Raw genomic sequence first — 26,432 nt, 5'->3', positions numbered from 1 at the left:
GCGTTACGCTGCCTGCGCGAAACCGGGCAGCGAAGCGAAGCGTTCGAGGTGATGATCGACATCACCGAGCGTCGTTTCGATGATCGCGAGACGCTTGAACAGATGCGCGGCCGCCACTTCGTTGGTGACGCCCATGCCGCCGTGCAACTGCACAGCCTGCTGGCCGATGAAGCGCGCTGCCTGCCCCACGCGGACCTTCGCCGCCGAGATCGCGCGGCGCCGCTCTTCGGCCGACTCGCTACTGTAACGCGCGGCGGCGAGGTAAGTCAGCGAGCGGGCCTGCTCGGCGTGGATCAGCATCTCCGCCATGCGGTGCTGCAGCGCCTGGAAGCGCGCGATCGGCACACCGAACTGTTGACGCGTCTTCGTGTATTCGACCGTTGCGTGGTTGAGCGCGTCCATGGCGCCCACGGCTTCGGCACACAGCAGGAACGTGGCGTAATCGGCAATTTTCTCCCACGTCGCCGCGCCGGCGTGCGCATCGCCAAGACGGCGCGCGCGCGCTTCCTTGAAGGTCAGCGTGGCGGCGCGCTGGCCGTCGATCGTGCGGTAATCGCTCACCTCGACACCCTTCGCATCGCGCGCGACGACAAAGAGCGCGACCTCGCCCGCGAAGCGCGCCGGCACGATCCAGTGGTCCGCCTGGGCGCCGTGCTGCACGACCGATTTCGTGCCGGTTAGCGCAAAGCCATCGCCCGTTTCCTTCGCCTGCGTTTCCAGCGAGAACAGGTCGTAGCGCGACTGCGGCTCGTGGAAAGCCGCTGCAAGCTTGATCTCGCCCGAGGCGACGCGTTCGAGCAGCGCCGCGTTTTCTGCATTGGCCGCACCGCCCGCGAGCTTGAGCGCCTCGACGCCCACCGCGGTTGCCCAGTACGGCTCGACCACGAGCGCGCGGCCCAGCTCCTGCATGACGACGAGCATGTCGAACGGCGCGCCGTCGAAGCCGCCCTGCTCCGCCGGCACCGGCAGCGCGGTTAGCCCCAGTTCGACGAAGGCGTTCCAGTGCTGGTCCGAAACGCCTGCGGGGGTCTTCACGATCGCCTGGCGTGCTTCGAAGCCGTAGTTCTTGTCGAGATAGCGACGCAGCGCGTCGGCGAGTTGCTGTTGCTCTTCGGTGAAATTGAAGTTCATGGCGCCGCTCCTCAAATCCCCAGAATCATCTGCGAGATGATGTTCTTCTGAATTTCGTTCGACCCGCCGTAGATCGACGTCTTGCGATAGTTGAAGTAGTACGCCGCGAGCGGGGCCGCGTCGTCGTCGCCAGCTGCCGCGTGGTCGTGCTCGCCCTCGAGGAAGGCCGGGTCGAACGGCGCCGCAAGCGGGCCGACCGCGTCGACCATCAGCTCGGTCAGCGCCTGCTGGATCTCCGTGCCCTTGATCTTGAGCATCGACGCTTCAGGACCGGGGCCGCGGCCGTTGGACGCGCTCGCGATCACACGCTCGGCAGTCACTTCGAGCGCCATCAGCTCGATTTCGACGGCGGCCACGCGCGCCGCGAACACGGGGTCTTCGAGCAGCGGCTTGCCATGTTTCTTCTGCTTGAGCGCGACGCCCTTGAGGAACGCGAGTTCGCGGTTCGACGCGCCCACGCGCGCGATGCCGGTGCGCTCGTGGCCGAGCAGATACTTCGCGTAGGTCCAGCCGCGGTTCTCGTCGCCGACGAGATTGTCGACCGGCACCTTCACGTCTTCGAAAAATACTTCGTTAACCTCATGGTCTTCATCGAGCGTGATGATCGGACGCACGGTGATGCCGGGCGTTTTCATGTCGATGAGGAGGAACGAGATGCCTTCCTGCTTCTTGGCTGCAGGATCGGTACGCACGAGGCAGAACATCATGTCGGCGTACTGGCCGAGCGTGGTCCAGGTCTTCTGGCCGTTCACGACGTAGTGATCGCCGTCACCGCCTTTCACAAGTACCGCCCGCGTGCGCAACGACGCGAGATCGGAGCCCGAGCCCGGTTCGGAGTAGCCCTGGCACCACCAGTCTTCACCGGAGAGGATGCGCGGCAGATAGCGGCGCTTCTGGGCCTCGTTGCCGTACTTCATGAGCACGGGCGCGACCATCGACACGCCGAACGGCAGTACCGGCGGCGCGCCGATGCGGCCGCACTCGGCGTCCCAGATGTGGCGCTGCGTTTCGGTCCAGCCCGGGCCGCCCCACTCCGCGGGCCACGCGGGCGCGGACCAGCCCTTTTTGCCTAGCAGCTGGTGCCAGTTGGCAATGTCGTCGCGCGAGAGGCGTTTGTGGTTGAGAACCTTGTCGCGCATCGCTTGAGGCAGATTGGCCTCGAGCCAGGCGCGGATTTCGGCGCGAAATGCGTCGTCAGCGGGGGTGTAGTCCAGATCCATGCGCAATGTCTCCTGGCCGCGGCCGGTGCGGGGCGTTGCCCGCGCCGCGGCGAAGACCCGCATGGCGTTATTGCAGCGGACCCTTCAACGCGGCCGGAACCGGCAGCGGCATCACATCGATGCCTTCTTCGACGAGAGCTTGCGCATCGTCCGCGGAAGCGACTCCACGGATGTTGCGCGACGGCGCTTCGTTGTAGTGAATGCGCCGCGCCTCCTCGGCGAAACGGTCGCCTACGTTCTCCGTCTTCTCGAGGACCTCGCGAATGACACGCATCGCATGCGCCTGCCATTGCGCCGCCTGCTCGTGCGGCGACGCTTTCGGCGTTTCGCTCGCACCGGACAGGTTCAGCCGGGGCGCGGACGGCAAGCGGGTCACATGGGTGGCGCCGCACATCGGACATTCGACCAGCTTGCGGGACAGTTGCGACTCGAAGTCGTCAACCGATGCGAACCAGCCTTCAAACCGGTGGCCGTCTGGACACTGTAAATCGAGGACCTTCATGGGGAATCGAGGCTTGCGATGAGTTTAGCGCAAATCGTAAATTTGTGAACGACCGTTCGAAAAAATTCCTGCGGCCAGCCACCGGGACTTTCCCGGGGGTTCGATTGTAGCGCCGCTCGGGCGGGCGCGCTGAAGGTGCTTCGAGGCGTATTCTGCCGCGGGTGCGCGTAAAAGCGACAACGGCGGCCACAAGGGCCGCCGTCGATCGGGAACTCGCCGCGCCGCGTAGCGCGTCTCAGCCCTGCTCTGCCTTCGCGAGCGGCCACGCGCCCGACAGCGCCTTTTCGAGCCAGAACGTGCCGACGATCGTCTTCACGTCGGTGATCTTGCCCGTGCGCACCCATTCGAGCAGCTCGGGAACCGTCGCCGAGAAGGTTTCGAGAAACTCGCCGTCGTCGAGCTGCGCCGCGCCTGCGGTCAACCCGCGTGCGAGGTAAATGTCGATGAACTCGGTCGAATACGAGATCACGGGATGGATCTGTGCGAGATAGACATACTCGCGCGCCGTATAGCCCGTCTCCTCCTTCAGTTCGCGGATCGCGCAGGCGAGCGCGCCCTCCTGCGGATCGAGCTTGCCAGCCGGGAACTCGGTCATCACGCGCGAGAGCGGATAGCGGTACTGGCGCTCCATCAGCACGCGGCCGTCGTCGAACAGCGGGATGACCATCACCGCGCCAGGATGCTGAACGAACTCGCGCGTGGCGTGCTTGCCGTCCGGCAGCGCAACGGTGTCGCGCTTCAGGGTGAGGAAATTGCCGGCGTAGAGCGTCGTGCTTTCCACGCACGTCTCGGCGAGCGCCGGGTCGTGTTGATGATGTTCAGCCATAGTCAGCCTCGTGGGTGCTCAGAAAAATCGGGAAGCCGCGGGCGCGCCGCGTGAAGTGAAATCGGTCAGACTGCAGGCCAGACTGCGGGTCGCACGGCGCGTGCCGGCCGCGGGCCGGCGACGCGCCTCACGCCGGGCGGCGTTTGACGAGATATTGCCAGGTGAAGCCGGGGAACGCGAACACGACAAACAGACTGAAGGTGATCGCGTAGAACTGCCAGCCCTGGTCAAAACGATTGCCGGCACGCGCCTCCAGCAGGAAGCCGAACGTACCGACCACAACATACAGCACGATCATTTCAGCGATGCGAATCCACGCACTCTTCTTCGGTGCGCGAAGCGGCACGACGCCGAACAATCGCTGGTTGAGGAACGGCAGGTTGGCGCCCGCGAGCGCCAACAGCACGATGAACCAGCCCGCTGCCGACATCAGAGCGGCAGCGTATGCGTAACAGCCTGCAGGCAGATCGACATCAGCGGGCCAGGAATGATGCCCAGCACGAGCACCGCCACGCCGTTGAGCGTGAGCAGTGCGCGGTTGCACGCGTGGCTCTCGATCGGTGCTTCGTCCTGCGGTGCGTCGAAGTACATCAGCTTGACGATGCGCAGGTAGTAGAACGCGCCGAACAGCGACGTGACCACGGCGAGCACGGCAAGCCACGTGAGGCCCGCGTTCATGGTCGCTTCGAGCACGGCGAGCTTCGCGTAGAAGCCGACGGTCGGCGGAATGCCCGCGAGCGAGAACATCATGAGCATCATGACGAACGCGAACACCGGGTTGCGCTGGTTCAGGCCCTTGAAGTCGTCGATCGTTTCCGCCTCGAAATCGCGGCGGGACAGCAGCATGACGATGCCGAACGCGCCCAGCGTCGTGATCAGATAGACGATGCTGTAGAACATGGCCGAGCTGTACGCACTGGCCGCGCCCGTCGCCTTGTTGTCGACGATGCCGGCGAGCAGGCCGAGCAGCACGAAGCCCATGTTCGAAATGGCCGAGTACGCGAGCATGCGCTTGATGTTGCGCTGGACGATACCCGTGATGTTGCCGACGATCATCGAGAGTGCCGCGAGGATGATCAGCATCTCCTGCCAGTCCACGGCCAGTGGCAGCAGGCCCATCACGAGGAAGCGCACGGCCCATGCGAATGCCGCGACCTTGGGGCCGCCGCCGGTAAGCAGCGTCATGGCCGTAGGCGCGCCTTGATAGACGTCGGGCACCCACATGTGGAACGGCACCGCGCCCATCTTGAACGCCACGCCGGCGACGATGAACACCACGCCGAACAGCAGGACGATATCGTTGATGTGCCCCGAAGCCACGGCCTTGAACACTTCGTTCAGCTCGAGCGAGCCGGTCGCGCCATACAGCATCGAGATGCCGTAGAGCAGGAAGCCCGAAGCGAGCGCACCCAGCACGTAGTACTTCATGGCCGCTTCGTTCGACTGCGTCGCGTCACGACGCAGCGCGATCACTGCGTAGAGCGAGAGCGACATCAGCTCGAGGCCGAGGTACAGCGTGAGGAAGTTGTTGCCCGAGATCATCGTGAGCTGGCCGAGCAGCGAGAACAGGCCAAGCAGGAAGAACTCGCCCCGGAACATGTCGCGGTCTTCGAGATACTTGCGCGAGTACACGATCGACACGGCGTAGCCGAGCGTGACCACCGCCTTCATGGCGCTCGCGAACGGATCGACCACGTACATGCGCGTGAAGTAGTAGTACACGTGCGGATCGAACGCGTCCACCGCGAACCAGATACCGGCTATGACCGTGGTCAGCAGCGCGATGAAGTAGGTCGTGCGCCGGCCTTCGGGACCGGTGAACGTGTCGTTGAGCCACGCGACGACGAGGCCGGTCATCACCAGGCCGTCGGGCAGCAGAGCGTACATAGGGGCGTTTGGCATGATCTTTTGTTCCTCCGCTCGGGTATTACTGTGACAGCGGCAGTTTCGACACTGCGACGTGGGAGAGGAGGTTTTCCACGGAAACGTGCATCACATCGGTAAAGGGCTTCGGGTAGACGCCCATGAAAAGCGTAAACAGTGCGAGCACCCCAAGGATGAAGTATTCGCGACCGTTGATGTCCTTCAGCTCGCGAACATGGTCGTTCGCAACGGCGCCGAAGTACACCCGCTTGTACATCCACAACGTATAGGCCGCGCCCAGGATCAGCGTGAACGCCGCCCCGAATGCGATCCAGAAGTTGAACTTCACTGCCGCCAGAATCACCATGAATTCGCCAACGAATCCCGAGGTGCCCGGCAGGCCGCAGTTGGCCATCGCGAACAGCATGGCCAGCGCCGCGAACTTCGGCATGGTGTTGACCACACCGCCGTAATCCGCGATATCGCGTGTGTGCATGCGGTCATACAGCACGCCGATGCACAGGAACATGGCGCCCGAGACGAAACCGTGCGAGATCATCTGGATGATCCCGCCTTCCATCGCGAGCTGGCTCGATTCGCCGAACATAAAGAAGCCGAGCGTGACGAAGCCCATGTGGGCAATCGACGAGTACGCGACCAGCTTCTTCATGTCCGCCTGCACCATCGCCACGAGGCCGATGTAGATCACGGCGATCAGCGACAGCGTGATGATGACTGGCGCCAGGTAGTGGCTCGCGTCCGGCGTGACCGGCAGCGAGAAACGCAGGAAACCGTACGCGCCGAGCTTGAGCATGATCGCGGCCAGCACGACCGAGCCGCCCGTGGGCGCTTCGACGTGCGCGTCCGGCAACCACGTGTGGACCGGCCACATCGGCACCTTGACGGCAAACGCGAAGAAGAACGCGATGAACAGCAGGATCTGCGGCGTCATGGCGATCTTCGCGGCCTGCCAGGTGGCGAGGTCGAAGGTCCCGGTAATGCGGTACAGGTACAGCAACGCGACCAGCATGAGCAGCGAGCCGGCCAGCGTATAGAGAAAGAACTTGAACGCCGCGTACACGCGGTTCGGGCCGCCCCACACACCGATGATGATGTACATCGGAATGAGCGTGGCTTCGAAGAACACGTAGAACAGCAGACCGTCGGCGGCGCAGAAAACGCCGATCATGATGCCCGACAGGATGAGGAACGATGCGTAATACTGCGCGACGTTCTTCGTGATGACCTGCCAGCCCGCGATCACGACGATCACGGTGATGAGCGCCGTCAGCACGACGAACCACAGCGCGATACCGTCGACGCCCAGGTGATACGCAATATTGAACCGCTCGATCCAGACCGACTTTTCCTCGAACTGCAGGGAAGCCGTGCTCGTATCGAAGCCCGCAACGAGCGGAAGGGTGACGAGGAAACTAAGCACCGAACCGATGAGTGCGAGCCAGCGGTCCGCACTCGGGTTCCGACGGGAACCCACTACAAGAACGATGACGCCGAATACGATCGGCATCCATATCGCAATACTGAGAATCGGAGTTGCGTGCATGCGTTTCCTCGCCTTATTTTGCCTTATTTGCCGCCGAGCGTTACAAACAGGGTAAGGAGGCCAAGCATGCCAATGATCATGGCAAATGCGTAGTGGTAGATATAGCCGGATTGCAGGAAACGAATGACAGTTGCAAACCAGCCGATAAACTTGGCGCTCCCGTTTACGACGCCGTCGATCACGACGACATCGCCCTCCTTCCACAGACCGCGACCGATCGCGACTGCTCCGCGAGCGAAGACAATTTCGTTGATCTTGTCGAGGTAATACGCGTTTGCCAGCAGCTTGTAGACCGGCGAGAAAGTGCGCGACACGACGGCCGGCAGTTCCGGGCGCTTCATGTAGAAGAACCACGCCACCACCACACCCGCGAGTGCGAGCCACACCGGCAGACCCGAGAACGCATGCGCGCCCATCGCGGCCCAGCCCTGGAATTCTTTGCCCATCTCCGCGAGCGCTTCGTGGTTCTCGCCGACGAAGATGACGTTCTGGAACGCCACGCCATGCGAGAAGAAGTCACCGAAGAGCAGCGGCTGGATCGCGAACGCACCGGCGATCACCGAGGGGATCGCGAGCAGAACGAGCGGCACCCAGATGACCCACGGCGACTCGTGCGGCACGTGCACGTGATGTTCGTCGTGACCGTGGCCATGATCGCCGTGACCGCTGTGGGCGGCATTGGCAGCCTCGATCGCCATCGGCGACTCAGGGTGCTTCGGACCGCGGAAGCGCTCTTCACCGTGGAACACGAGGAAGTACATACGGAACGAGTACAGCGCCGTGACGAACACGCTTGCCACGACCGCGAAGTACGCGAAGCCCGAACCCGGCAGGTGCGAGAGCTTCACGGCGTCGATGATCGAATCCTTCGAGTAGAAGCCCGAGAAGAACGGCGTACCGATCAGCGCGAGCGAACCGACGAGCGAGGTGATCCACGTGATGGGCATGTACTTGCGCAGGCCGCCCATGTTGCGCATGTCCTGATCGTGGTGCATGCCGATGATGACCGAGCCCGCGCCGAGGAACAGCAGCGCCTTGAAGAACGCGTGCGTCATCAGGTGGAAGATCGCGACCGGGTAAGCCGAGACGCCGAGCGCCACCGTCATGTAGCCGAGCTGCGAGAGCGTGGAGTAAGCCACCACACGCTTGATGTCGTTCTGGACCACCCCGAGGAAGCCCATGAAGAGCGCGGTAATGGCGCCGATCACGACGATGAACGACAGCGCGGCTTCCGACAGTTCGAACAGCGGCGACATGCGCGCGACCATGAAGATACCGGCCGTCACCATGGTTGCCGCGTGAATCAGCGCGGAGATCGGCGTCGGGCCTTCCATCGAATCGGGGAGCCAGACGTGCAGCGGGAACTGGGCCGACTTGCCCATTGCGCCGATGAAGAGGCAGATACACGCAACGGTGAGCAGGTTCCACGAGGTGCCCGGGAACGTCAGCGCGGCGATTTCATGACCCTTCGCGAAGATGTCGTTGTAGTTCAGCGAGCCGCCGAACGCGAGCAACAGGCCGATACCGAGCAGGAAGCCGAAGTCGCCCACGCGGTTCACGAGGAACGCCTTCATGTTCGCGTAGATGGCGCTTTCACGCTTGAAGTAGAAGCCGATCAGCAGGTACGAGACGAGGCCCACCGCTTCCCAGCCGAAGAACAGCTGCAGGAAGTTGTTGCTCATCACGAGCATCAGCATCGAGAACGTGAAGAGCGCGATGTACGAGAAGAAGCGCTGGTAGCCCTCTTCTTCCGCCATGTAGCCGATCGTGTAGATGTGCACCATCAGGGACACGAAGGTCACGACGACCATCATGAGCGCAGTCAGCGAGTCGATGAGGAAGCCGACTTCGAACTTCAGGGTGCCAACCGACATCCATTCGTAGACCGTTGCGTTGAAGCTCGCGCCGCCCATCACGTCGAGGAGCGTGATGCACGAAAGCACGAACGCGATCGCGACGCCAAGAATGGTCACCGTATGCGCGCCCGCGCGCCCGATTGCGTTGCCAAAGAGACCGGCAATCAGGGAACCGGCGAGAGGAGCCAGCGGGATCGCCAGCAGAAGAGTTTCGTTAAGAGTCGTTGCCATAAAGTCAGCCTGCCTTAGCCTTTGAGCTGATCGAGATCCTCGACATTGATCGTGTCGAGGCTGCGGAACAGGGTCACAAGAATAGCCAGACCAATTGCAGCTTCCGCCGCCGCAACTGTAAGCACGAAGAACACGAAAATCTGTCCGTGAACGTCACCGAGGTAATGCGAGAACGCGACGAAGTTCGTGTTCACCGCTAACAGCATCAGCTCAATCGCCATCAGGATGATGATGACGTTGCGCCGATTCAAAAAGATTCCGACGATCGAGATCGCAAAAAGGATCGCGCCGAGGACGAGGTAATGGGCCAGTGTCAGCATGGTTCGCTCCTTCGCGCTTAGCTCTTCGTTGCCGGTGCGGCCGGCGCGGCACCCGCCGCGGGCGCAGCCCCGGCTTCGGCTTGCGCCGGTTCCGCGGGTTCCGGCACCTCCACGACGGCCTGCATCTTCACGAGGCGCACGCGGTCCTGGCGGCGCACATTGACCTGCTTTGACACGTCCTGGCGCTTCGAGTCCTTCGGCTCGCGCACCGTGAGCGCGATGGCCGCGACGATCGCCACCAGCAGCACGAGGCCGGCGACTTCGAAGGCGAAGATGTAGTCGGTGTAGATGATCTTGCCGATCAGGTGCGCGTTCGAGATCGCGGCGGCGGCGGCCGGCGTGGTATCGGGCACCGGCGTGCTCGTCGCGCCGAAGCCGTGCCACAGGATCAGCGCGGTTTCGACCACGATGATCGCGCCCACGATGGTCGCCACCGGAATGAAGCGCTTGAAGTCGCGGCTCAGCACGTCGATGTTGATGTCCAGCATCATCACCACGAACAGGAACAGCACCATCACCGCGCCCACGTAGACGAGCACCAGCAGGATCGCGAGGAATTCGGCCTCGAGCAGCATCCAGATCGCGGCCGCGTTGAAGAACGCGAGCACGAGGAAGAGCGCAGACGCGACAGGATTGCGCGAAGTGATCACCTTCAGCCCTGACAGCGTGAGCAGCAGCGCGAAGATGTAGAACAGGACGGTCGTGAATTCCATGATTACTGGTTCATCGTTGAGGCCTTCGTGAGGCGGATTGCGCGGCGCAGACTGGCGGCCAGACCAGGGAGCGTCGCGCCGCGGCGGTCAGGCTGCGGTATCGCGCGGGCGTTCGGCACACGCGTTCTCCACAGCCGGCCCGAACCGCGGGCCGATGCAGCGTCAAACTGAAAGATCAACGGTACGGTGCATCCGCTGCCTTGTTCGCCGCGATCTGCGCTTCATAGCGATCGCCAACGGCCAGCAGCATATCCTTCGTGAAATACAGATCGCCGCGCTTCTCGCCGTGATACTCGAGAATGTGCGTTTCGACGATCGAGTCGACCGGGCAGCTCTCTTCGCAGAAACCGCAGAAGATGCACTTGGTCAGGTCGATGTCGTAACGCGTCGTGCGGCGCGTGTTGTCCTCGCGCACTTCCGATTCGATCGTGATCGCGAGCGCGGGGCACACGGCCTCGCACAGCTTGCACGCGATGCAGCGCTCTTCGCCATTTTCATAGCGGCGCAGCGCGTGCAAGCCTCGAAAACGCGGGGACATAGGCGTCTTTTCTTCCGGGAACTGCACGGTGAACTTGCGCTTGAAGGCGTAACGCCCCGTCAGCGCGAGCCCCTTGAGCAGCTCGGTCAGGAAAAACGTCTTGAAGAAGTTTTGGATAGCGTTCATGGTTGTGTTCGCCCCTTATTTCCAGATGCTCAACGGCGACATGTACCAGAAGCCGACCACGATCAGCCACACGATGCACACCGGAATGAACACCTTCCAGCCGAGACGCATGATCTGGTCATAGCGATAGCGCGGGAACGTCGCGCGGGCCCAGATGAAGACCGACAACAGGCAGAAGACCTTCAGCACCAGCCAGAACACGCCCGGGATGAAGTCGAGGAACGCGAACGGGGCGCTCCAGCCGCCGAGGAACAGCACCGAGGCGAGCGCCGAGATCACGATCATGTTGATGTACTCGGCGAGGAAGAACAGCGCGAACGCCATACCCGAGTAATCGATCATGTGACCCGCGACGATTTCCGACTCCCCTTCCACCACGTCGAACGGGTGACGGTTCGTTTCGGCAATGCCCGAGATGAAGTAGACGACGAACATCGGCAGCAGCGGCAGCCAGTTCCACGAGAGGAACGTGATGCCCCAGTTCGCGAACATGCCGCGCATCTGGCCTTCGACGATCACCGAGAGGTTCAGGCTGCCCGACACCATCAGCACGACGACGAGCGCGAAGCCCATCGAAATTTCGTACGAAACCATCTGCGCCGCGGCGCGCATGGCGCCGAGGAACGCGTACTTCGAGTTCGACGCCCAGCCCGCCAGAATCACGCCGTACACGCCGATCGACGAGATCGCCATCGCGTAGAGCAGGCCCGCGTTGATGTCGCCGAGCACCGCGCCCGCCTGGAACGGAATCACCGCCCAGACCGCGAAGGCCGGCACCACCACCATGATCGGCGCGACCATGTAGATCCAGCGGCTCGCCTGCGCGGGCTGAATCACTTCCTTGAGCAGCAGCTTCAGCACGTCGGCGATCGGCTGCAACAGACCTGCGGGGCCCACGCGGTTCGGGCCGAGACGCACGTGCATCCAGCCGATCAGCTTGCGCTCCCAGAGGATCAGGTACGCCACGCACAGCAGGATCACCACCGCGACGACGAGAATGCGCACCAGCGCCCAGACGGTGGGCCATGCCACGCCGAGCAGCTGGCTGCCGCCTGCATTGATCGTATCGAACAAGCTCATTTACGCCTTCTCCACCAGCAGTTCACCGAACAGGCTGCCGAGTTGCGCACCGGCCGGCGTCGCCGCCGACACGCGCACCACCGTCGGCGCAAGATTCGCATCGCGCGTCGCAGGCGCCGTCACCGACAGATCGCCCTGGCGCACGCGCACGGCGTCGCCTTCCTTCAGGCCGAGCTGGTCGAAGTATGCCGCCGGCAGACCGATCGCGTTCGCCACGCGGGCAGCCATGGTGAGCTGCAGCGCCTCGCCGCGGCGCACGATTTGATCGGCGTGGTAGATCGGCACGTCGGCGATACGCTCGAAGCGGCCTTCCGCGGCCTTCGCGAGGCTGCCGCGCGCAACCGTGGCGCCGGCCTTGTTCGACAGACGGCCTTCGAAGCTGCCGTCGCCCATCGCCTTGCGGCGCACTTCTTCGGCGGTGTCGTATTCGAAACCCTTGGCGCCCAGCAGCGTGCCGAGCACGCGCAAGACCTTCCATGCCGGACGCGTGTCGCCGAGCGGGCGCACGACGCCGTTGAAGGTCTGGGACGTACCTTCGGCGTTGATGAAGGTGCCCGAGGTTTCCGTGTACGGCGCGATGGGCAGCAGCACGTCCGCGTAGTCGAGTCCCGTCTTGTACGGCGAGAACACGGCGACCATTTCGGCCTGCGCGAGCGCGGCGCGCGCGGCGGCCGGGTTGGCCGTATCGAATTCCGGCTCGACGTTCAAGAGCAGATAGCCCTTGCGCGGCTGCTCGAACGCTTCGCGTGCGTTCAGGCCGTCGCGGCCCGGCAGTGCGCCGGCGATATGCGCGCCGACCGTGTTGGCCGCTTCCGTGAGGAAGCCAAGCGTCGCGCCCGTCGTTTCGGCGATGAACTGCGCGGCGGCGTGCAGGCGCGAGAATTCCGGATGCTGGACCGCGGCGTTGCCGAGCAGCACGTAGCGGCGCTCGCCGCTCGCCAGCGATGCGGCGACCTGCTTCGCGGCTTCCGTGGCCTGCGCGCCTGCGAAGCCTTCCGGCAGCGCGACACCCTTCGCTTCCGCGACAGCCGCCGCGATCGAAGCGAGTTCGTCGAGCCATGCCGAAGGCGCGGCGACGATGCGCTGTGCGTTCGGGATCAGCGAGCCGTCAGCGGTGGCCTGCAGGAAACTGACCTGTGCCCCGCCCTTCGCGGCCTGGCGCAGACGCGCGGCGAACAGCGCGTGGTCGCGGCGCAGGAACGAACCGATCACGAATGCCGAATCGGCATACGAGAGTTCGGCGATCTTCGTGCCGAGCCACGGCGCGCCTTCGAGCGGCGCCGAGAAGTCGCTCTGGCGCAGACGGAAGTCGACGTTCGGCGTGCCGATCGCGTCCGCGAACTGCTTCGCGAGATAGAGTTCTTCGAGCGTGCTGTGCGGGCTCGCGAGCAGCGCGAGCTGGTTCTCGCCATGCTCGTCGCAAATGCCCTTGATGCCCTTCACGACGTATTCGAGCGCGGTCTGCCAGTCGGTCTCGATCCACTCGCCGCCCTGCTTGATCATCGGGCGCGTGAGACGGTCTTCGCTGTTCAGGCCTTCGTACGAAAAGCGGTCCTTGTCCGAGATCCAGCATTCGTTGATGGCTTCGTTCTCGAACGGCAGCACGCGCATCACGCGGTTGTTCTTCACCTGCACGACGAGGTTCGCACCCGTTGCGTCGTGCGGGCTCACCGACTTGCGGCGCGACAGTTCCCACGTACGCGCCGAGAAGCGGAACGGCTTGCTCGTGAGCGCGCCGACCGGGCACAGGTCGATCATGTTGCCCGAGAGTTCCGAATCGACCGTCTTGCCGACGAACGAGGTGATTTCCGAGTGCTCGCCGCGGCCGAGCATGCCGAGCTCCATCACGCCGGCGATTTCGTCGCCGAAGCGCACGCAGCGCGTGCAGTGGATGCAGCGCGACATCTCTTCCATCGAGATGAGCGGACCGACGTTCTTGTGGAACACCACGCGCTTTTCTTCGCTGTAGCGCGAGGCGGACTTGCCGTAACCAACGGCCAGATCCTGAAGCTGGCATTCGCCGCCCTGATCGCAGATCGGGCAGTCGAGCGGGTGGTTGATCAGCAGGAATTCCATCACGGCTTGCTGACCCTGCATGGCCTTGTCGGACATGGTGCGCACGATCATGCCTTGCGACACCGGCGTCGCGCACGCGGGCACGGCCTTCGGCATCTTCTCGACATCGACGAGACACATCCGGCAGTTGGCCGCGATGGAGAGCTTCTTGTGATAGCAGAAGTGCGGGATGTACGTGTCCACGCGCTGAGCAGCCTGGATCACCATGCTGCCCTCGGGCACCTGCACCTTCTTGCCGTCTATTTCAAGTTCAACCATGATGGTTAATCGTCCCTAACCTGTTACCGCTCAATTTCACAGCGGCATTCCCCGTTGCGTCGTGCTACGCGGCGTGCACCGCGCGCTGTCCTTGCCCGTGTCAGGCGGCCACCGTTTCCGAGGCCGCGTGCGAGCCGGCATGACCGCCGACGAGACAGCGCTTGTTGTGCACGTGATATTCGAATTCGTCCCAGTAATGCTTGAGCATGCCGCGCACCGGCATGGCCGCCGCGTCGCCGAGCGCGCAGATCGTACGGCCCATGATGTTGCCCGCCACCGAGTTCAGCAGGTCCAGGTCTTCCTGGCGGCCTTCGCCGTGCTCGATGCGGTTCACCACGCGATACAGCCAGCCCGTGCCTTCGCGGCACGGCGTGCACTGGCCGCACGACTCTTCGTAATAGAAGTACGAGAGACGCAGCAGCGAGCGCACCATGCAGCGCGTTTCGTCCATGACGATGACGGCGCCCGAGCCGAGCATCGAGCCCTGCTTGGCGATGGAGTCATAGTCCATGTCGGTCTGCATCATCAGGTCGCCCGGAATGACCGGCGCCGACGAACCGCCCGGAATCACGGCCTTCAGCTTCTTGCCGCCGCGCACGCCGCCGGCCAGCTCCATGAGCTTCGCGAACGGGGTGCCGAGCGGGATCTCGTAGTTGCCCGGACGCTCCACGTCGCCCGAGATCGAGAAGATCTTCGTGCCGCCGTTGTTCGGCTTGCCGAGTTCCATGTACGTCTGCGGACCGACGCTCAACAGGAACGGGACGGCTGCGAACGTCTCGGTGTTGTTGATCGTGGTGGGCTTGCCGTACACGCCGAAGCTCGCCGGGAAAGGCGGCTTGAAGCGCGGCTGGCCCTTCTTGCCTTCGAGCGACTCGAGCAGCGCGGTTTCCTCGCCGCAGATGTAAGCGCCATAGCCATGGTGCGCGTGCAGCTGGAACGAGAAGTCCGTGCCGAGAATGTTGTCACCGAGGTAGCCCGCCTGGCGCGCTTCTTCCAGCGCAGCCTCGAAGCGGCGGTACACCTCGAAAATCTCGCCGTGGATGTAGTTGTAGCCCACGGTGATGCCCATCGCGTACGCGCCGATGGCCATGCCTTCGATCACGCTATGCGGATTCCAGCGCAGGATGTCGCGGTCCTTGAACGTGCCGGGCTCGCCCTCGTCCGAGTTGCAGACGAGATACTTCTGCCCCGGGAACTGACGCGGCATGAAGCTCCACTTCAGGCCGGTCGGGAAGCCCGCGCCGCCGCGGCCGCGCAGACCGCTCGCCTTCACGTCGGCGATCACCTGCTCGGGCGGAATCTTTTCTTCGAGAATACGGCGCAGCTGCTTGTAGCCGCCGCGCGCGACGTAGTCTTCGAGATGCCAGTTCTCGCCGTTGAGGCCCGCGAGAATCAGCGGTTTGATGTGACGGTCGTGCAACGAAGTCATTTCGAAAGCTCCTCGAGCAGCTGGTCGATCTTCTCGCGGCTCATGAAGCTGCACATGCGGTGATTGTTCACGAGCATCACCGGCGCATCGCCGCACGCGCCCATGCACTCACCTTCTTTCAAGGTGAACTTGCCGTCGGGCGTGGTTTCGCCGAAGTCGATTCCGAGCTTCTGCTTCAGGTATTCGGCGGCGCTTTCCGAGCCGCCTTCCGGGCCGAGCTGGCACGGCAGATTCGTGCAGAGCGTGATCTTGTGCTTGCCGACCGGTCTGGTCTCGAACATCGTGTAGAACGTGGCGACTTCCTGCACCGCGACAGGCGGCATGCCGATGTAGTCGGCCACGTACTGCATGATTTCGGGAGACAGCCAGCCATGCTCTTCCTGAGCAACGGCCAAAGCCGCCATCACGGCGGACTGTCGCTGATCGGCGGGGTACTTCGTCAACGCGCGATCGATTTCTTTCAGGCCTTCAGCTGAGATCATTTTCAGACACGACTCTTTCAATTCCTACCGAACGAAAACCTGCCGCGCGTTCTCATACATTCGCTGCGACAGACGTGGCGTTCCATGCTGCGTGCGCCCGGGACCGGGCGCACCTTGCTGCGCGCCGCCTTAGCGGTCAATTTCACCGAACACGATGTCCTGCGTGCCGATGATCGTGACCGCGTCGGCAATCATGTGGCCGCGCGCCATTTCATCGAGCGCGGACAGGTGGGCGTAACCCGGCGCACGGATCTTCAGACGATACGGCTTGTTCGCGCCATCTGACACCAGGTAGATGCCGAATTCACCCTTCGGATGTTCGACGGCAGCGTATGCCTCGCCTTCGGGCACGTGGAAGCCTTCCGTGAAGAGCTTGAAGTGGTGAATCAGCTCTTCCATGTTCGACTTCATGTTCACGCGCGAGGGCGGCGCAACCTTGTGATTGTCGATCATCACGGGGCCGGGATTCTTGCGCAGCCACTCAATGCACTGTTTCGCAATGCGGGTGGACTGGCGCATTTCTTCGACGCGCACGAGGTAGCGGTCGTAGCAGTCGCCGTTCACGCCCACCGGAATGTCGAAGTCCATCTGGTCGTAGACTTCGTACGGCTGCTTCTTGCGCAGGTCCCACTCGATGCCCGAACCGCGCAGCATCGCGCCCGTCAGGCCGAGCTGCATGGCGCGCTCGGGGCTCACCACGCCGATGCCGACCAGACGCTGCTTCCAGATACGGTTGTCGGTGAGGAGCGTTTCGTACTCGTCGACGCAACCGGGGAAGCGCGTGAAGAAGTCGTCGATGAAGTCCAGCACCGAGCCCTGGCGCGCCTCGTTCATGCGGGCGAGCGCCTTCTCGTTGTGAATCTTCGACGCCTTGTATTGCGGCATTGCGTCAGGCAGATCGCGGTACACGCCGCCCGGACGGTAGTAGGCCGCGTGCATGCGCGCACCCGAGACCGCCTCGTAGACGTCCATCAGGTCTTCGCGCTCGCGGAACGCGTAGAGGAACACCGCCATCGCGCCGACGTCGAGCGCGTGCGAGCCGATCCACATGAGGTGGTTCAGCACGCGCGTGACTTCGTCGAACAGCACGCGGATGTACTTCGCGCGGATCGGCACTTCAATGCCGAGCAGCTTTTCGATGGCGAGCACATAGCCGTGCTCGTTGACCATCATCGACACGTAGTCGAGACGGTCCATGTACGGCACCGACTGGATGAACGTCTTGCTCTCGGCGAGCTTTTCGGTCGCGCGATGCAGCAGGCCGATGTGCGGATCGGCGCGCTGGATCACTTCGCCGTCGAGCTCGAGCACGAGGCGCAGCACACCGTGCGCTGCCGGGTGCTGCGGGCCGAAGTTGAGCGTGTAGTTCTTGATCTCTGACATGCGACCCTCTTAGTGTTTCTTCAGACCGCCGTAGCGATCTTCGCGGATCACACGCGGCGTGATCTCGCGCGGCTCGATCGTGACGGGCTGGTAGACCACGCGCTTCTGCTCCGGGTCGTAACGCATTTCGACATAGCCCGAAACCGGGAAGTCCTTGCGGAACGGATGGCCGATGAAACCGTAGTCGGTCAGGATGCGGCGCAGGTCGGGGTGGCCTTCGAAGACGATGCCGAACAGGTCGAACGCCTCGCGCTCGTACCAGTTGGCCGAATTCCAGATCTCGACGAGCGAGGGCACGATAGGCACTTCGTCGTCCGGCGCGAACACGCGCAGACGCACGCGCCAGTTGTTCGCGAGCGAGAGCAGATGCGACACCGCCGCGAAGCGCGGGCCTTCCCAGGCGCCGTCACCGAAGGTCTGGTAGTCGACGCCGCACAGGTCGACCAGTTGCTCGAAGCGCAGCGAGGGATTATCGCGCAGCTCCTTGGCCACCGCGAGGGACTCGCCCGCCTTGACGACCAGCGTGAGCTCGCCGAGCGCCTCGGTGAGGCTGACGATGCGCGCGCCGAGGGCCGCTTCGAGGTTCGCTTTCAGGGTCTCGAGTTTGCTTGCCATATTGTGGGGAGGCTCGCGGCCTTTATTGACGGGCGATGGTGCTGGTGCGGCGAATCTTCGCCTGCAACTGGATCACCCCGTAGACCAGGGCTTCCGCTGTCGGCGGGCATCCCGGCACATAGACGTCGACCGGCACGATGCGATCACAACCGCGCACGACCGAATACGAATAGTGGTAGTAGCCGCCGCCGTTGGCGCACGACCCCATCGAAATGACCCAGCGCGGCTCGGCCATCTGGTCGTAGACCTTGCGCAGCGCCGGCGCCATCTTGTTGCAGAGCGTGCCGGCGACGATCATGACGTCCGACTGACGCGGGCTCGGACGGAACACCACGCCGAAACGGTCAAGGTCATAACGGGCCGCGCCCGCGTGCATCATCTCGACCGCGCAACACGCCAGACCGAACGTCATCGGCCACAGCGAGCCAGTGCGCGTCCAGTTGATCAGCTTGTCAGCCGTGGTGGTGACAAACCCTTCCTTCAAGACCCCTTCGATACTCATGTGCTTTCCACTCCAGACGGACAGCCCACAGTTTCCCCGCAGTGCCGCCCATACAATCCGGCGATTAACCCATTATTCCCAGTCGAGACCACCCTTCTTCCAGATGTAGGCAAAGCCCAGCAGGAATTCGAGCAGAAACAGCATCATCGACAGGAAGCCCGGCCAGCCGATATCGCGCAGGGCCACGCCCCACGGAAACAGGAACGCCGTTTCGAGGTCGAAGATGATGAAAAGGATGGCGACCAGGTAGTAGCGTACGTCGAACTTCATTCGGGCGTCTTCGAAGGCTTCGAAGCCGCACTCGTACGGCGAATTTTTTTCGCTGTCTGGCCGGTTGGGACCGAGGACCTTGCCGATTGTCACTAGCGCTATGCCCAGACCAACACCCACGAGGAGGAACAGAAGGACGGGGAAATAGGCAGCGAGGTTCAAGGCTATCCTCTATATCGGTTGGTTCTGAGGTTCCGCTGGAACTTGCATCGCTCCGCGGGAATCACTTCACGTACTTCGCGCTGCGAACAGAAGACGAACACGACGTAAGAAGCAAAAATGCCAGCCGAAGCTGAAGCAAGCGGCTGGCATTTTTTAGATAACATTGGTGCCGACGGCGAGACTCGAACTCGCACAGCTTTCGCCACTACCCCCTCAAGATAGCGTGTCTACCAATTTCACCACGTCGGCACTACATGCAATCCGGGACAACAAAATCTTGCAACCCGCGAATCGCTTCAAGACTTAGATTCTAACTTGTTTCCGTTCGTTGTTCAACGCACAAAACAAGTTTTTCAATCTTATTTCGGCACGTCGTTGCCAGGTTGCGAGGCTGCTGCAGCCGGCGAAGCCGCCGCCGGAGCGGCTGCGCCAGGAGCAGATGCAACCGGTGCCGAAGCTGCCGGCGCCGAGGCTACGACCGGGGCTGGAACCGAAGCGCCAAGCACGCCCGCCGAAGGCTTCGCATGATACGACCCCAGGTAAGTTAACGCAAGGGTGGAGCAGAAAAACACCGTTGCGAGAACTGCGGTAGTGCGCGAAAGGAAGTTCGCGGAACCGCTCGCGCCGAACAGGCTGCCCGACGCGCCGCTGCCGAATGCGGCGCCCATGTCCGCGCCTTTGCCGTGCTGCAGCAAGACGAGGCCGATCACCCCGAGCGCCGACAGAAGCTGGACGACGATAATCAACGTTTTCAAATACAGCATCACACTCACCTGAGTCCTGGTTGAACGCCCGCCCCTTCCGGAGCAGACGCATAAGCAGCCCGCACGACGCGTTTTAGTTCGAATGCTTCGTGCGCAAGCCTTTAGCTCGCGACGCTGGCGCCCGCCGCAGCGGCCACGCAGATCGCGAGGAAATCACCCTCTTTCAGCGACGCACCGCCGATCAGGCCGCCGTCGATGTCGGCCTGACGGAAGAGCTCCGCCGCATTTTCCGGCTTTACGCTGCCGCCGTAGAGCAGCGGCACGTCCGCCACTTGCGCGCCCTTGGCTGCGAGGCGCGCACGCAGGAATGCGTGCACCTGCTGAGCCTGCTGCGAGCTCGCGCTCTTGCCCGTGCCGATCGCCCAGACCGGCTCGTAAGCGACGACGATACGCGCCGCCTCTTCGGCCGACAGCGCGGCCAGCACGGCATCGATCTGTGCGCCGACCACGCGCTCGGTCGCGCCCGACTCGCGTTCTTCGAGCGTTTCACCCACGCAGACGATCGGCGTGAGGCCCGCCGCAAGCGCGCGCTGCGCCTTCACAGCGACGCATTCTGAGCTTTCGCCGTGGTAAGCGCGGCGCTCCGAGTGACCAACGATCGCAAACGTGGCTTCGAAGTCGGCAACCATGCCTGCCGCGATTTCGCCCGTATAGGCGCCCTGCTCGTGCGCCGAAATATCCTGCGCGCCCCACTGAACCCGGCTGCCGCCGAGCAGCGCCTGCGCCTGCGCAAGATACGGGAACGGCACGCACACACCCACGTGCACGTCCGCAGGCAGCGCCTGCGCGCCACGCGCAACGCCTTCTAGCAGTACCGCATTGGCCGCGAGGCGGCCATGCATCTTCCAGTTACCGACTACGAGCTTCGATCGTTGTTTCGTCATTGTTCCGGTTGCTGTTAAAAGCGGACGCAAAACACATAATTTTACTGCGTGAAAACCAGGCGGGTCAAACCGCCCCGCCCGGATGCACAAAAAACATGCGAAAAAAAATCCCGAAAAATCAAGCACGAGCGGATCGCTCGTGCCGATGCGCCGTCAGGCCGCGCTGCTCCAGTCGAGCATGATCTTGCCGATATGCTCGCTGCTTTCCATCAGCGCATGGGCTTCGGCAGCCTGCGCGGCGGGAAATACGCGGAACACGACGGGTTTGATGCGGCCCTCTTCGATGAGGGGCCAGACCTTCGCCTTGAGTTCCTGAGCGATCTGGGCCTTGAACTCGACGGAACGCGCGCGCAGCGTCGAACCGGTCACCGTGAGGCGGCGGCGCAGGATCTCGCCCATGTTGAGTTCGGCCTTGGAGCCGCCGAGCGTCGCGATGAGCACGATGCGGCCACCGGTCGCCAGCGCGGAAAGCTCGCGCGCCACATAGCCGCCGGCCACCATGTCGAGAATCACGTCCACGCCGCGGTCGTTCGTGAGCGCCTTCACGACCTCCACGAAATCGCTGCTGCGGTAGTTGATGGCGCGGTCCGCGCCGAGCGTTTCACAGGCGCGGCACTTGTCGTCCGAGCCTGCGGTCGCGAACACGCGAAAGCCGAGGGCATGCGCGATCTGGATCGCCGTCACGCCGATGCCGCTCGAGCCGCCCTGCACGAGCAGCGTCTCGTTCTCGCCGCCCTCGCCCTGGCCGAGGTAGGCGCGCTGGAACACGTTGCTCCAGACCGTGAAGAACGTTTCGGGCAGCGAGGCCGCCTCGACATCGGTGAGCCCCTGCGGCACCGGCAGGCATTGCCCGAGCGGCGCGACCGCGTACTCGGCGTAACCGCCGCCCGCAATCAGCGCGCACACGCGATCGCCGATCTTCAGCCCGAACGGATTGTTCTTCGCGTCGATCGAGCCGCCGACGATCTCGCCCGCCACCTCGAGCCCCGGCAGATCGGAAATACCCGGCGGCGGCGCATACGAGCCCTTGCGCTGGAATACGTCGGGACGGTTCACGCCCGAGGCGCTCACCTTGATCAGCACTTCGCCGGCCTTCGGCTCGGGAGTTGGCCGTTCAGCCAGCTTGAGCACGTCCGGCGCACCGAATTCCGTAATCTCGACTGCCTTCATCTCGCGTCTCCTCAGCGCTTCGCGCCCCGTCTGGATGGCGCTGCGCACGCGACAGGATTGACGCATGCGCACTGCCATTCACCCTCATTGTCATAAAAAACGGCCGGCGCGTTTTGCACGCTGCCGGCCGTTGGAGCTTACCGCTTTACTGCTGCGGCTCGCCTTGCGGTGCGCCGCCATTGGCCTGCTCGTTGAGCAGCGCCTTGGCGGACAGGCGCACGCGGCCCTTCTCGTCCGTCTGGATGACCTTGACCTTCACGACCTGGCCTTCCTTCAGATAGTCGTTGATGTCCTTGATGCGCTCGTTGGCGATCTCGGAGATGTGCAGCAGACCATCCTTGCCCGGCAGCAGGTTCACGATCGCGCCGAAGTCCAGCAGCTTGAGGACCGCGCCTTCGTACACCTGGCCCACTTCGATTTCGGCCGTGATGTTCTCGATGCGCTTCTTCGCTTCGGCCATGCCTTCGCTCGACGTCGAAGCGATGGTCACGACGCCGTCGTCGGAGATGTCGATCGTCGTGCCGGTTTCTTCCGTCAGCGCGCGGATCACCGAACCGCCCTTGCCGATCACATCGCGGATCTTTTCCGGGTTGATCTTGATGGTGATCATGCGCGGAGCGTACGCCGACAGTTCGGTGTTCACGCCCGACACCGCCGAGGTCATCTTGCCGAGGATGTGCATGCGGCCTTCCTTCGCCTGCGCGAGGGCGACCTGCATGATTTCCTTGGTGATGCCCTGGATCTTGATGTCCATCTGCAGCGCGGTCACGCCAGCTTCCGTACCCGCAACCTTGAAGTCCATGTCGCCGAGGTGATCTTCGTCGCCGAGGATGTCGGTGAGCACGGCGAACTTGTTGCCTTCGAGGATCAGACCCATCGCGATGCCGGCGACGTGCGCCTTCATCGGCACGCCGGCGTCCATCAGCGCGAGGCAGCCGCCGCACACCGATGCCATCGACGACGATCCGTTCGACTCGGTGATTTCCGAGACCACGCGGATCGAGTAGCCGAACTCTTCGGCGCTCGGCAGGCACGCGACCAGCGCGCGCTTGGCGAGACGGCCGTGGCCGATTTCACGGCGCTTGGGCGAGCCAACACGGCCCGTTTCGCCGGTCGCGAACGGGGGCATGTTGTAGTGGAGCATGAAGCGGTCGCGGTACTCGCCTTCGAGCGCGTCGATGATCTGCTCGTCGCCCTTGGTGCCGAGCGTCGCGACGACCAGCGCCTGCGTTTCGCCGCGCGTGAAGAGCGCCGAACCGTGGGTGCGCGGCAGCACACCCGTGCGGATCTCGATCGGGCGCACCGTGCGCGTGTCGCGGCCGTCGATACGCGGCTCGCCGTTCAGGATCTGCGAACGGACGATCTTCGCTTCGAGGTCGAACACGATGTTACCGACCGTGGCCTTGTCGGCCGCCGTCGTGCCGGCCGCAGCCGCTTCTTCTTCGAGCTTCGCCGACGTGGCTGCGTAGACTTCCTTCAGCTTGGTCGAACGCTGCTGCTTGTCGCGCAGTTGATACGCGGCGAGCAGGTTGTCGTTGGCGATGGCCGTGACGCGTGCGATCAGCGCTTCGTCCTTCGGCGCCGGCGTCCAGTCCCACTCGGGCTTGCCGCCGTCACGCACCAGCTCGTGGATCGCGTCGATGGCCGTTTGCATCTGCTCGTGGCCGAACACGACCGCGCCGAGCATCACGTCTTCGGGCAGCTGGTCGGCTTCCGATTCCACCATCAGCACGGCGCGCTCGGTACCGGCGACGACGAGGTCGAGGCGCGATTCCTTGATCTGCGCGCGCGTCGGGTTGAGCACGTACTCGTTGTTGATGTAGGCCACGCGTGCGGCGCCCACCGGGCCGTTGAACGGCAGACCCGAGATCGCCAGCGCAGCCGACGCGCCGATCAGCGCGGGGATGTCAGCCGGGACTTCCGGGTTGATCGACAGGACGTGGATCACGACCTGGACTTCGTTGTAATAGCCTTCCGGGAACAGCGGGCGCAGCGGACGGTCGATCAGGCGCGAGATCAGCGTCTCGCCTTCCGACGGACGGCCTTCGCGGCGGAAGAAGCCGCCCGGGATCTTGCCGGCCGAATAGGTCTTTTCGATGTAGTCGACGGTGAGCGGGAAGAAGTCCTGACCCGGCTTGGCGGTCTTCGCACCGACGACGGTCGCGAGCACGACGGTGTCTTCGACGTCGACGATGACAGCGCCGCTGGCCTGACGGGCGATCTCACCCGTTTCGAGGCGCACGTTGTGCTGGCCCCATTTGAATTCCTTCACGACTTTATTGAACATGGTCATGGTCACTCACTCCTTACTCATTTGTTATGCGCCGCCCGCACACGCGGACGATGCGGCAAGACAGGTTCCGGCACCGCGCAGGAAGAGGAGTGTTATGCCATTCCAGCGGATCGCGAGGTTGCAAAACAGTTGCAGTGCGGCTGTGACGCATCGCCGCGTACGATCTGCTGGAATGACACAAAGCTCTGCCCCGAGGCCCGGCCCTGCTGCTTGTACTGCTGATGCTACGTGGTGTTGCCTTGTGTTACTGACCGGTGTTTATCGCATCAGAGCGGCTTGAAAAGCCGCATGAAGCGCACCGTTCAAAAACAAAATGCCTGCATCAGTGGAACTGACACAGGCATCTTTGCGGAAGACCTTCCGATTACTTACGCAGACCCAGCTTCTCGATCAGCGCGCGGTAACGGTCAGCGTCCTTGCCCTTCAGGTAGTCGAGCAGCTTGCGGCGGCGGCTCACCATGCGCAGCAGACCGCGGCGGCTGTGGTGATCCTTCGCGTGCGACTTGAAGTGCGAGGTCAGTTCGTTGATACGCGACGTCAGGAGTGCAACCTGAACTTCGGGCGAACCCGTGTCGTTGGTGCCGCGCGCGAATTGCGCGACGACGTCGGACTTCTTGATATCTGCTACGGACATTTTGCTTTTCCTTTAAAACAAACGAGCGGTCACGGAAGAAAGGCCGTGCCGTGGCTTGGTTCTGACTGCGTGATTGCCTTGCCGCAGGTTCGCGACAAGGGGCGTATTGTAGCACAGCCCCGATTTGCCGCGAAACCGCTTGTAAGGGACGCGGTCAAGGCCGCTTCATCTGGCAGACAGTGGCGGGCACGGTCTGCTGCGCGGGCAGCGCCAGCACCGTGCGAAAGCCGTAGCCGGAACCCTCGTTGTCGTTGCGCACGCCAGGCGTGCGCTGCTTGTCCATCTCCATGACGTAAAGGGGCTGGATCACCTGGTGGTCGTCGGCGCGCATCCACATGGGGTGGAAGCCATTGTCGAAGCGCATGCCTTCCAGTGCCTTGGCGACGGCCTCGGGGTCGGCCGTGCCCGCCTTCGTCATGGCCTGGGCGAGCATTTCCACCATCATCGACATGCGCAGCACCGGGTAGTCGTCCTTGGCCGCCGGGTAGCGTGCGCGGAACGCCTTGTACCACGCGTCGGAAGCTGCGCCGCCCGCGTTCGGATGCCAGTCGGCTACCGCGATCACGCGTTTCACGCCCGCGTCGCCCAGCGCCGCCGGCGCGCCGAGGCTGTTGCCGTAGAAGGTGTAGAACTTCGCGTCGAGGCCCTGCTCGCGTGCAGCCTTCACGAGCAGCGTGAGGTCATTGCCCCAGTTTCCCGTGATGACGGCGTCGGCGCCCGCAGCGCGAATCTTGGCGATGTACGGCGCGAAGTCCTTCACGCGGCCAATGGGGTGGAACTCGTCGCCGACGATGGCGATGTCCGGACGGTCCGTCGCCAGCGCGGCGCGAGCGAGCGTGCTCACGTCGTGGCCGAAGCTGTAGTCCTGGTTGAGCAGATAGACCTTCTTCACCGACTTGTCCGCGGCGATCACGTCCGCGAGCGCGTCCATGCGCATGCCCGCGTGCGCGTCGAAGCGGAAATGCCAGAAGCTGCAATTGGCGTTGGTGAGCGCGGGGTCGTCGGCGGAATAGTTGAGGAAGAGCTCGCGGTTCTGCGGATCGCGCGTGGCCTGGCGATCGACCGCCGACTCGAGCGCAGCCGCCACCGCCGAGCTGTTGCCCTGCATGACAAAGCCGATGTGGCGGTCCTGCACCATGCGCAGCTGCACGAGCGCCGCCTCGGGGCTGCCCTTGCTGTCGAGCGTCACCAGTTCGAGCGGATGCGCCCCGTCACGCAGTACGACGCCGCCGCGCGCATTGATCCGCTCCACGCCGAAGCGCAGATTGCGCTCGACGGCCGCGCCCGCGTCCGCGAACGGGCCGGACATGCCTTCGATGAGCGCGAGCTGGATCGGCTTGCCGGTCGGCGCTTCATCCGCCTGCACGCCGGTTGCGACCGCAAGGCCTGCCGCCAGCGCCGTCACGGTGACCACGATCGCCGCCGCACGCGCCATGCGTGCCGTCATGCGCTTTACTCTCATTGTTTGATGCCAGCCCGATTGTCATTCGAAGCGCGGATCATAGGCCGCGAGACGGGACGACGGCAAGGCCGCGATCCA

Annotated in this window: 25 protein-coding genes and 1 tRNA gene; all 26 read right to left on the bottom strand. The window is 63.4% G+C overall.

Annotated elements, in window-relative coordinates; translation table 11 throughout:
• Positions 1 to 3 precede the first annotated feature (3 nt).
• Positions 4 to 1,131 (bottom strand): acyl-CoA dehydrogenase family protein, encoded by a 1,128-nt coding sequence (locus tag AB4Y35_RS12645; RefSeq protein WP_368704608.1) that lies wholly within the window; start codon positions 1,129 to 1,131, stop codon positions 4 to 6.
• An 11-nt stretch (positions 1,132 to 1,142) separates the two neighbouring features.
• Entirely contained in the window at positions 1,143 to 2,351 is a 1,209-nt protein-coding gene (locus AB4Y35_RS12640) for an acyl-CoA dehydrogenase family protein (RefSeq protein WP_368704607.1), read from the bottom strand.
• A 67-nt stretch (positions 2,352 to 2,418) separates the two neighbouring features.
• On the bottom strand, positions 2,419 to 2,853 hold the full coding sequence (locus AB4Y35_RS12635) for a DUF1178 family protein (RefSeq protein WP_028205664.1): 435 nt from the start codon (positions 2,851 to 2,853) through the stop codon (positions 2,419 to 2,421).
• A gap of 235 nt (positions 2,854 to 3,088) precedes the next feature.
• Complete coding sequence (locus AB4Y35_RS12630; RefSeq protein WP_368704606.1) at positions 3,089 to 3,679, bottom strand: NUDIX domain-containing protein; 591 nt, start codon at positions 3,677 to 3,679, stop codon at positions 3,089 to 3,091.
• 127 nt (positions 3,680 to 3,806) lie between these two features.
• Positions 3,807 to 4,109: a DUF2818 family protein gene (locus AB4Y35_RS12625; protein WP_254343216.1), complete on the bottom strand. Its 303-nt coding sequence runs from the start codon at positions 4,107 to 4,109 to the stop codon at positions 3,807 to 3,809.
• Positions 4,109 to 5,581: an NADH-quinone oxidoreductase subunit NuoN gene (nuoN, locus tag AB4Y35_RS12620; RefSeq protein ID WP_368704605.1), complete on the bottom strand. Its 1,473-nt coding sequence runs from the start codon at positions 5,579 to 5,581 to the stop codon at positions 4,109 to 4,111. Before nuoN ends, AB4Y35_RS12625 begins: the two co-directional genes overlap by 1 nt.
• Before the next feature lie 25 nt (positions 5,582 to 5,606).
• Entirely contained in the window at positions 5,607 to 7,106 is a 1,500-nt protein-coding gene (locus AB4Y35_RS12615) for an NADH-quinone oxidoreductase subunit M (RefSeq protein ID WP_368690837.1), read from the bottom strand.
• Positions 7,107 to 7,129: 23 nt separating this feature from the next.
• Positions 7,130 to 9,193, bottom strand: a complete 2,064-nt coding sequence (nuoL, locus tag AB4Y35_RS12610; RefSeq protein ID WP_368704604.1) for an NADH-quinone oxidoreductase subunit L — start codon at positions 9,191 to 9,193, stop codon at positions 7,130 to 7,132.
• Positions 9,194 to 9,207: 14 nt separating this feature from the next.
• On the bottom strand, positions 9,208 to 9,513 hold the full coding sequence (gene nuoK, locus AB4Y35_RS12605) for an NADH-quinone oxidoreductase subunit NuoK (protein WP_006052894.1): 306 nt from the start codon (positions 9,511 to 9,513) through the stop codon (positions 9,208 to 9,210).
• 17 nt (positions 9,514 to 9,530) lie between these two features.
• The gene (locus tag AB4Y35_RS12600; protein ID WP_342921050.1) at positions 9,531 to 10,226 is read right to left on the bottom strand and encodes an NADH-quinone oxidoreductase subunit J; all 696 of its coding nucleotides are present in this window, start codon (positions 10,224 to 10,226) and stop codon (positions 9,531 to 9,533) included.
• Positions 10,227 to 10,401: 175 nt separating this feature from the next.
• The gene (gene nuoI, locus AB4Y35_RS12595) at positions 10,402 to 10,890 is read right to left on the bottom strand and encodes an NADH-quinone oxidoreductase subunit NuoI (RefSeq protein ID WP_254357569.1); all 489 of its coding nucleotides are present in this window, start codon (positions 10,888 to 10,890) and stop codon (positions 10,402 to 10,404) included.
• A gap of 15 nt (positions 10,891 to 10,905) precedes the next feature.
• Positions 10,906 to 11,970, bottom strand: coding sequence for an NADH-quinone oxidoreductase subunit NuoH (nuoH, locus tag AB4Y35_RS12590; RefSeq protein ID WP_042271744.1), 1,065 nt, complete (start codon positions 11,968 to 11,970; stop codon positions 10,906 to 10,908).
• Entirely contained in the window at positions 11,971 to 14,304 is a 2,334-nt protein-coding gene (gene nuoG / locus AB4Y35_RS12585) for an NADH-quinone oxidoreductase subunit NuoG (RefSeq protein WP_368704603.1), read from the bottom strand. It abuts the gene before it with no gap.
• A 100-nt stretch (positions 14,305 to 14,404) separates the two neighbouring features.
• Entirely contained in the window at positions 14,405 to 15,733 is a 1,329-nt protein-coding gene (nuoF, locus tag AB4Y35_RS12580) for an NADH-quinone oxidoreductase subunit NuoF (RefSeq protein WP_266230547.1), read from the bottom strand.
• Positions 15,730 to 16,215, bottom strand: coding sequence for an NADH-quinone oxidoreductase subunit NuoE (nuoE, locus tag AB4Y35_RS12575; protein ID WP_254320019.1), 486 nt, complete (start codon positions 16,213 to 16,215; stop codon positions 15,730 to 15,732). The genes nuoF and nuoE overlap by 4 nt, the downstream gene beginning before the upstream one ends.
• Before the next feature lie 129 nt (positions 16,216 to 16,344).
• Complete coding sequence (locus AB4Y35_RS12570) at positions 16,345 to 17,598, bottom strand: NADH-quinone oxidoreductase subunit D (protein WP_133182092.1); 1,254 nt, start codon at positions 17,596 to 17,598, stop codon at positions 16,345 to 16,347.
• A gap of 9 nt (positions 17,599 to 17,607) precedes the next feature.
• Positions 17,608 to 18,213: an NADH-quinone oxidoreductase subunit C gene (locus AB4Y35_RS12565; protein ID WP_069265281.1), complete on the bottom strand. Its 606-nt coding sequence runs from the start codon at positions 18,211 to 18,213 to the stop codon at positions 17,608 to 17,610.
• Between the two features lie 22 nt (positions 18,214 to 18,235).
• Complete coding sequence (locus AB4Y35_RS12560; protein ID WP_027819582.1) at positions 18,236 to 18,715, bottom strand: NADH-quinone oxidoreductase subunit B family protein; 480 nt, start codon at positions 18,713 to 18,715, stop codon at positions 18,236 to 18,238.
• Between the two features lie 72 nt (positions 18,716 to 18,787).
• Complete coding sequence (locus AB4Y35_RS12555) at positions 18,788 to 19,147, bottom strand: NADH-quinone oxidoreductase subunit A (protein WP_028205678.1); 360 nt, start codon at positions 19,145 to 19,147, stop codon at positions 18,788 to 18,790.
• Between the two features lie 164 nt (positions 19,148 to 19,311).
• Positions 19,312 to 19,396 (bottom strand) — tRNA-Leu (locus AB4Y35_RS12550).
• Between the two features lie 110 nt (positions 19,397 to 19,506).
• On the bottom strand, positions 19,507 to 19,911 hold the full coding sequence (gene secG / locus AB4Y35_RS12545; RefSeq protein ID WP_368704602.1) for a preprotein translocase subunit SecG: 405 nt from the start codon (positions 19,909 to 19,911) through the stop codon (positions 19,507 to 19,509).
• A 101-nt stretch (positions 19,912 to 20,012) separates the two neighbouring features.
• Positions 20,013 to 20,795 carry a triose-phosphate isomerase gene (gene tpiA, locus AB4Y35_RS12540; protein ID WP_368704601.1) on the bottom strand — a complete coding sequence of 261 codons (783 nt, stop codon included), beginning with the start codon at positions 20,793 to 20,795 and terminating at the stop codon, positions 20,013 to 20,015.
• A gap of 153 nt (positions 20,796 to 20,948) precedes the next feature.
• Positions 20,949 to 21,965 carry an NAD(P)H-quinone oxidoreductase gene (locus AB4Y35_RS12535; protein ID WP_368704600.1) on the bottom strand — a complete coding sequence of 339 codons (1,017 nt, stop codon included), beginning with the start codon at positions 21,963 to 21,965 and terminating at the stop codon, positions 20,949 to 20,951.
• Between the two features lie 145 nt (positions 21,966 to 22,110).
• Positions 22,111 to 24,258, bottom strand: coding sequence for a polyribonucleotide nucleotidyltransferase (gene pnp / locus AB4Y35_RS12530; protein ID WP_201693548.1), 2,148 nt, complete (start codon positions 24,256 to 24,258; stop codon positions 22,111 to 22,113).
• 364 nt (positions 24,259 to 24,622) lie between these two features.
• Positions 24,623 to 24,892, bottom strand: a complete 270-nt coding sequence (gene rpsO, locus AB4Y35_RS12525) for a 30S ribosomal protein S15 (protein ID WP_042271770.1) — start codon at positions 24,890 to 24,892, stop codon at positions 24,623 to 24,625.
• Positions 24,893 to 25,046: 154 nt separating this feature from the next.
• Positions 25,047 to 26,339 carry a branched-chain amino acid ABC transporter substrate-binding protein gene (locus tag AB4Y35_RS12520; protein ID WP_368704599.1) on the bottom strand — a complete coding sequence of 431 codons (1,293 nt, stop codon included), beginning with the start codon at positions 26,337 to 26,339 and terminating at the stop codon, positions 25,047 to 25,049.
• Positions 26,340 to 26,432 lie beyond the last annotated feature (93 nt).

This window comes from Paraburkholderia sp. EG286A (genome assembly GCF_040965375.1).
GTDB lineage: Bacteria > Pseudomonadota > Gammaproteobacteria > Burkholderiales > Burkholderiaceae > Paraburkholderia.
The sequence above is the reverse complement of the archived record's forward strand: the minus strand, read 5'-3'. Positions and strand labels throughout refer to the sequence as shown.

Excerpts from the sequence above, each read along its gene's own strand:
- AB4Y35_RS12560 (WP_027819582.1), bottom strand. The coding sequence starts at position 18,715 with ATGAGTATCGAAGGGGTCTTGAAGGAAGGGTTTGTCACCACCACGGCT.
- AB4Y35_RS12645 (WP_368704608.1), bottom strand. The coding sequence starts at position 1,131 with ATGAACTTCAATTTCACCGAAGAGCAACAGCAACTCGCCGACGCGCTG.
- AB4Y35_RS12535 (WP_368704600.1), bottom strand. The coding sequence starts at position 21,965 with ATGAAGGCAGTCGAGATTACGGAATTCGGTGCGCCGGACGTGCTCAAG.
- pnp (WP_201693548.1), bottom strand. The coding sequence starts at position 24,258 with ATGACCATGTTCAATAAAGTCGTGAAGGAATTCAAATGGGGCCAGCAC.
- AB4Y35_RS12640 (WP_368704607.1), bottom strand. The coding sequence starts at position 2,351 with ATGGATCTGGACTACACCCCCGCTGACGACGCATTTCGCGCCGAAATC.
- tpiA (WP_368704601.1), bottom strand. The coding sequence starts at position 20,795 with ATGACGAAACAACGATCGAAGCTCGTAGTCGGTAACTGGAAGATGCAT.
- nuoG (WP_368704603.1), bottom strand. The coding sequence starts at position 14,304 with ATGGTTGAACTTGAAATAGACGGCAAGAAGGTGCAGGTGCCCGAGGGC.
- secG (WP_368704602.1), bottom strand. The coding sequence starts at position 19,911 with ATGCTGTATTTGAAAACGTTGATTATCGTCGTCCAGCTTCTGTCGGCG.
- AB4Y35_RS12520 (WP_368704599.1), bottom strand. The coding sequence starts at position 26,339 with ATGACGGCACGCATGGCGCGTGCGGCGGCGATCGTGGTCACCGTGACG.
- AB4Y35_RS12625 (WP_254343216.1), bottom strand. The coding sequence starts at position 4,109 with ATGTCGGCAGCGGGCTGGTTCATCGTGCTGTTGGCGCTCGCGGGCGCC.
- AB4Y35_RS12615 (WP_368690837.1), bottom strand. The coding sequence starts at position 7,106 with ATGCACGCAACTCCGATTCTCAGTATTGCGATATGGATGCCGATCGTA.
- nuoH (WP_042271744.1), bottom strand. The coding sequence starts at position 11,970 with ATGAGCTTGTTCGATACGATCAATGCAGGCGGCAGCCAGCTGCTCGGC.
- nuoE (WP_254320019.1), bottom strand. The coding sequence starts at position 16,215 with ATGATCTCAGCTGAAGGCCTGAAAGAAATCGATCGCGCGTTGACGAAG.
- nuoL (WP_368704604.1), bottom strand. The coding sequence starts at position 9,193 with ATGGCAACGACTCTTAACGAAACTCTTCTGCTGGCGATCCCGCTGGCT.
- nuoK (WP_006052894.1), bottom strand. The coding sequence starts at position 9,513 with ATGCTGACACTGGCCCATTACCTCGTCCTCGGCGCGATCCTTTTTGCG.
- nuoI (WP_254357569.1), bottom strand. The coding sequence starts at position 10,890 with ATGAACGCTATCCAAAACTTCTTCAAGACGTTTTTCCTGACCGAGCTG.
- AB4Y35_RS12570 (WP_133182092.1), bottom strand. The coding sequence starts at position 17,598 with ATGTCAGAGATCAAGAACTACACGCTCAACTTCGGCCCGCAGCACCCG.
- rpsO (WP_042271770.1), bottom strand. The coding sequence starts at position 24,892 with ATGTCCGTAGCAGATATCAAGAAGTCCGACGTCGTCGCGCAATTCGCG.
- nuoF (WP_266230547.1), bottom strand. The coding sequence starts at position 15,733 with ATGACTTCGTTGCACGACCGTCACATCAAACCGCTGATTCTCGCGGGC.
- AB4Y35_RS12635 (WP_028205664.1), bottom strand. The coding sequence starts at position 2,853 with ATGAAGGTCCTCGATTTACAGTGTCCAGACGGCCACCGGTTTGAAGGC.
- AB4Y35_RS12600 (WP_342921050.1), bottom strand. The coding sequence starts at position 10,226 with ATGGAATTCACGACCGTCCTGTTCTACATCTTCGCGCTGCTGCTCACG.
- AB4Y35_RS12630 (WP_368704606.1), bottom strand. The coding sequence starts at position 3,679 with ATGGCTGAACATCATCAACACGACCCGGCGCTCGCCGAGACGTGCGTG.
- nuoN (WP_368704605.1), bottom strand. The coding sequence starts at position 5,581 with ATGCCAAACGCCCCTATGTACGCTCTGCTGCCCGACGGCCTGGTGATG.
- AB4Y35_RS12565 (WP_069265281.1), bottom strand. The coding sequence starts at position 18,213 with ATGGCAAGCAAACTCGAGACCCTGAAAGCGAACCTCGAAGCGGCCCTC.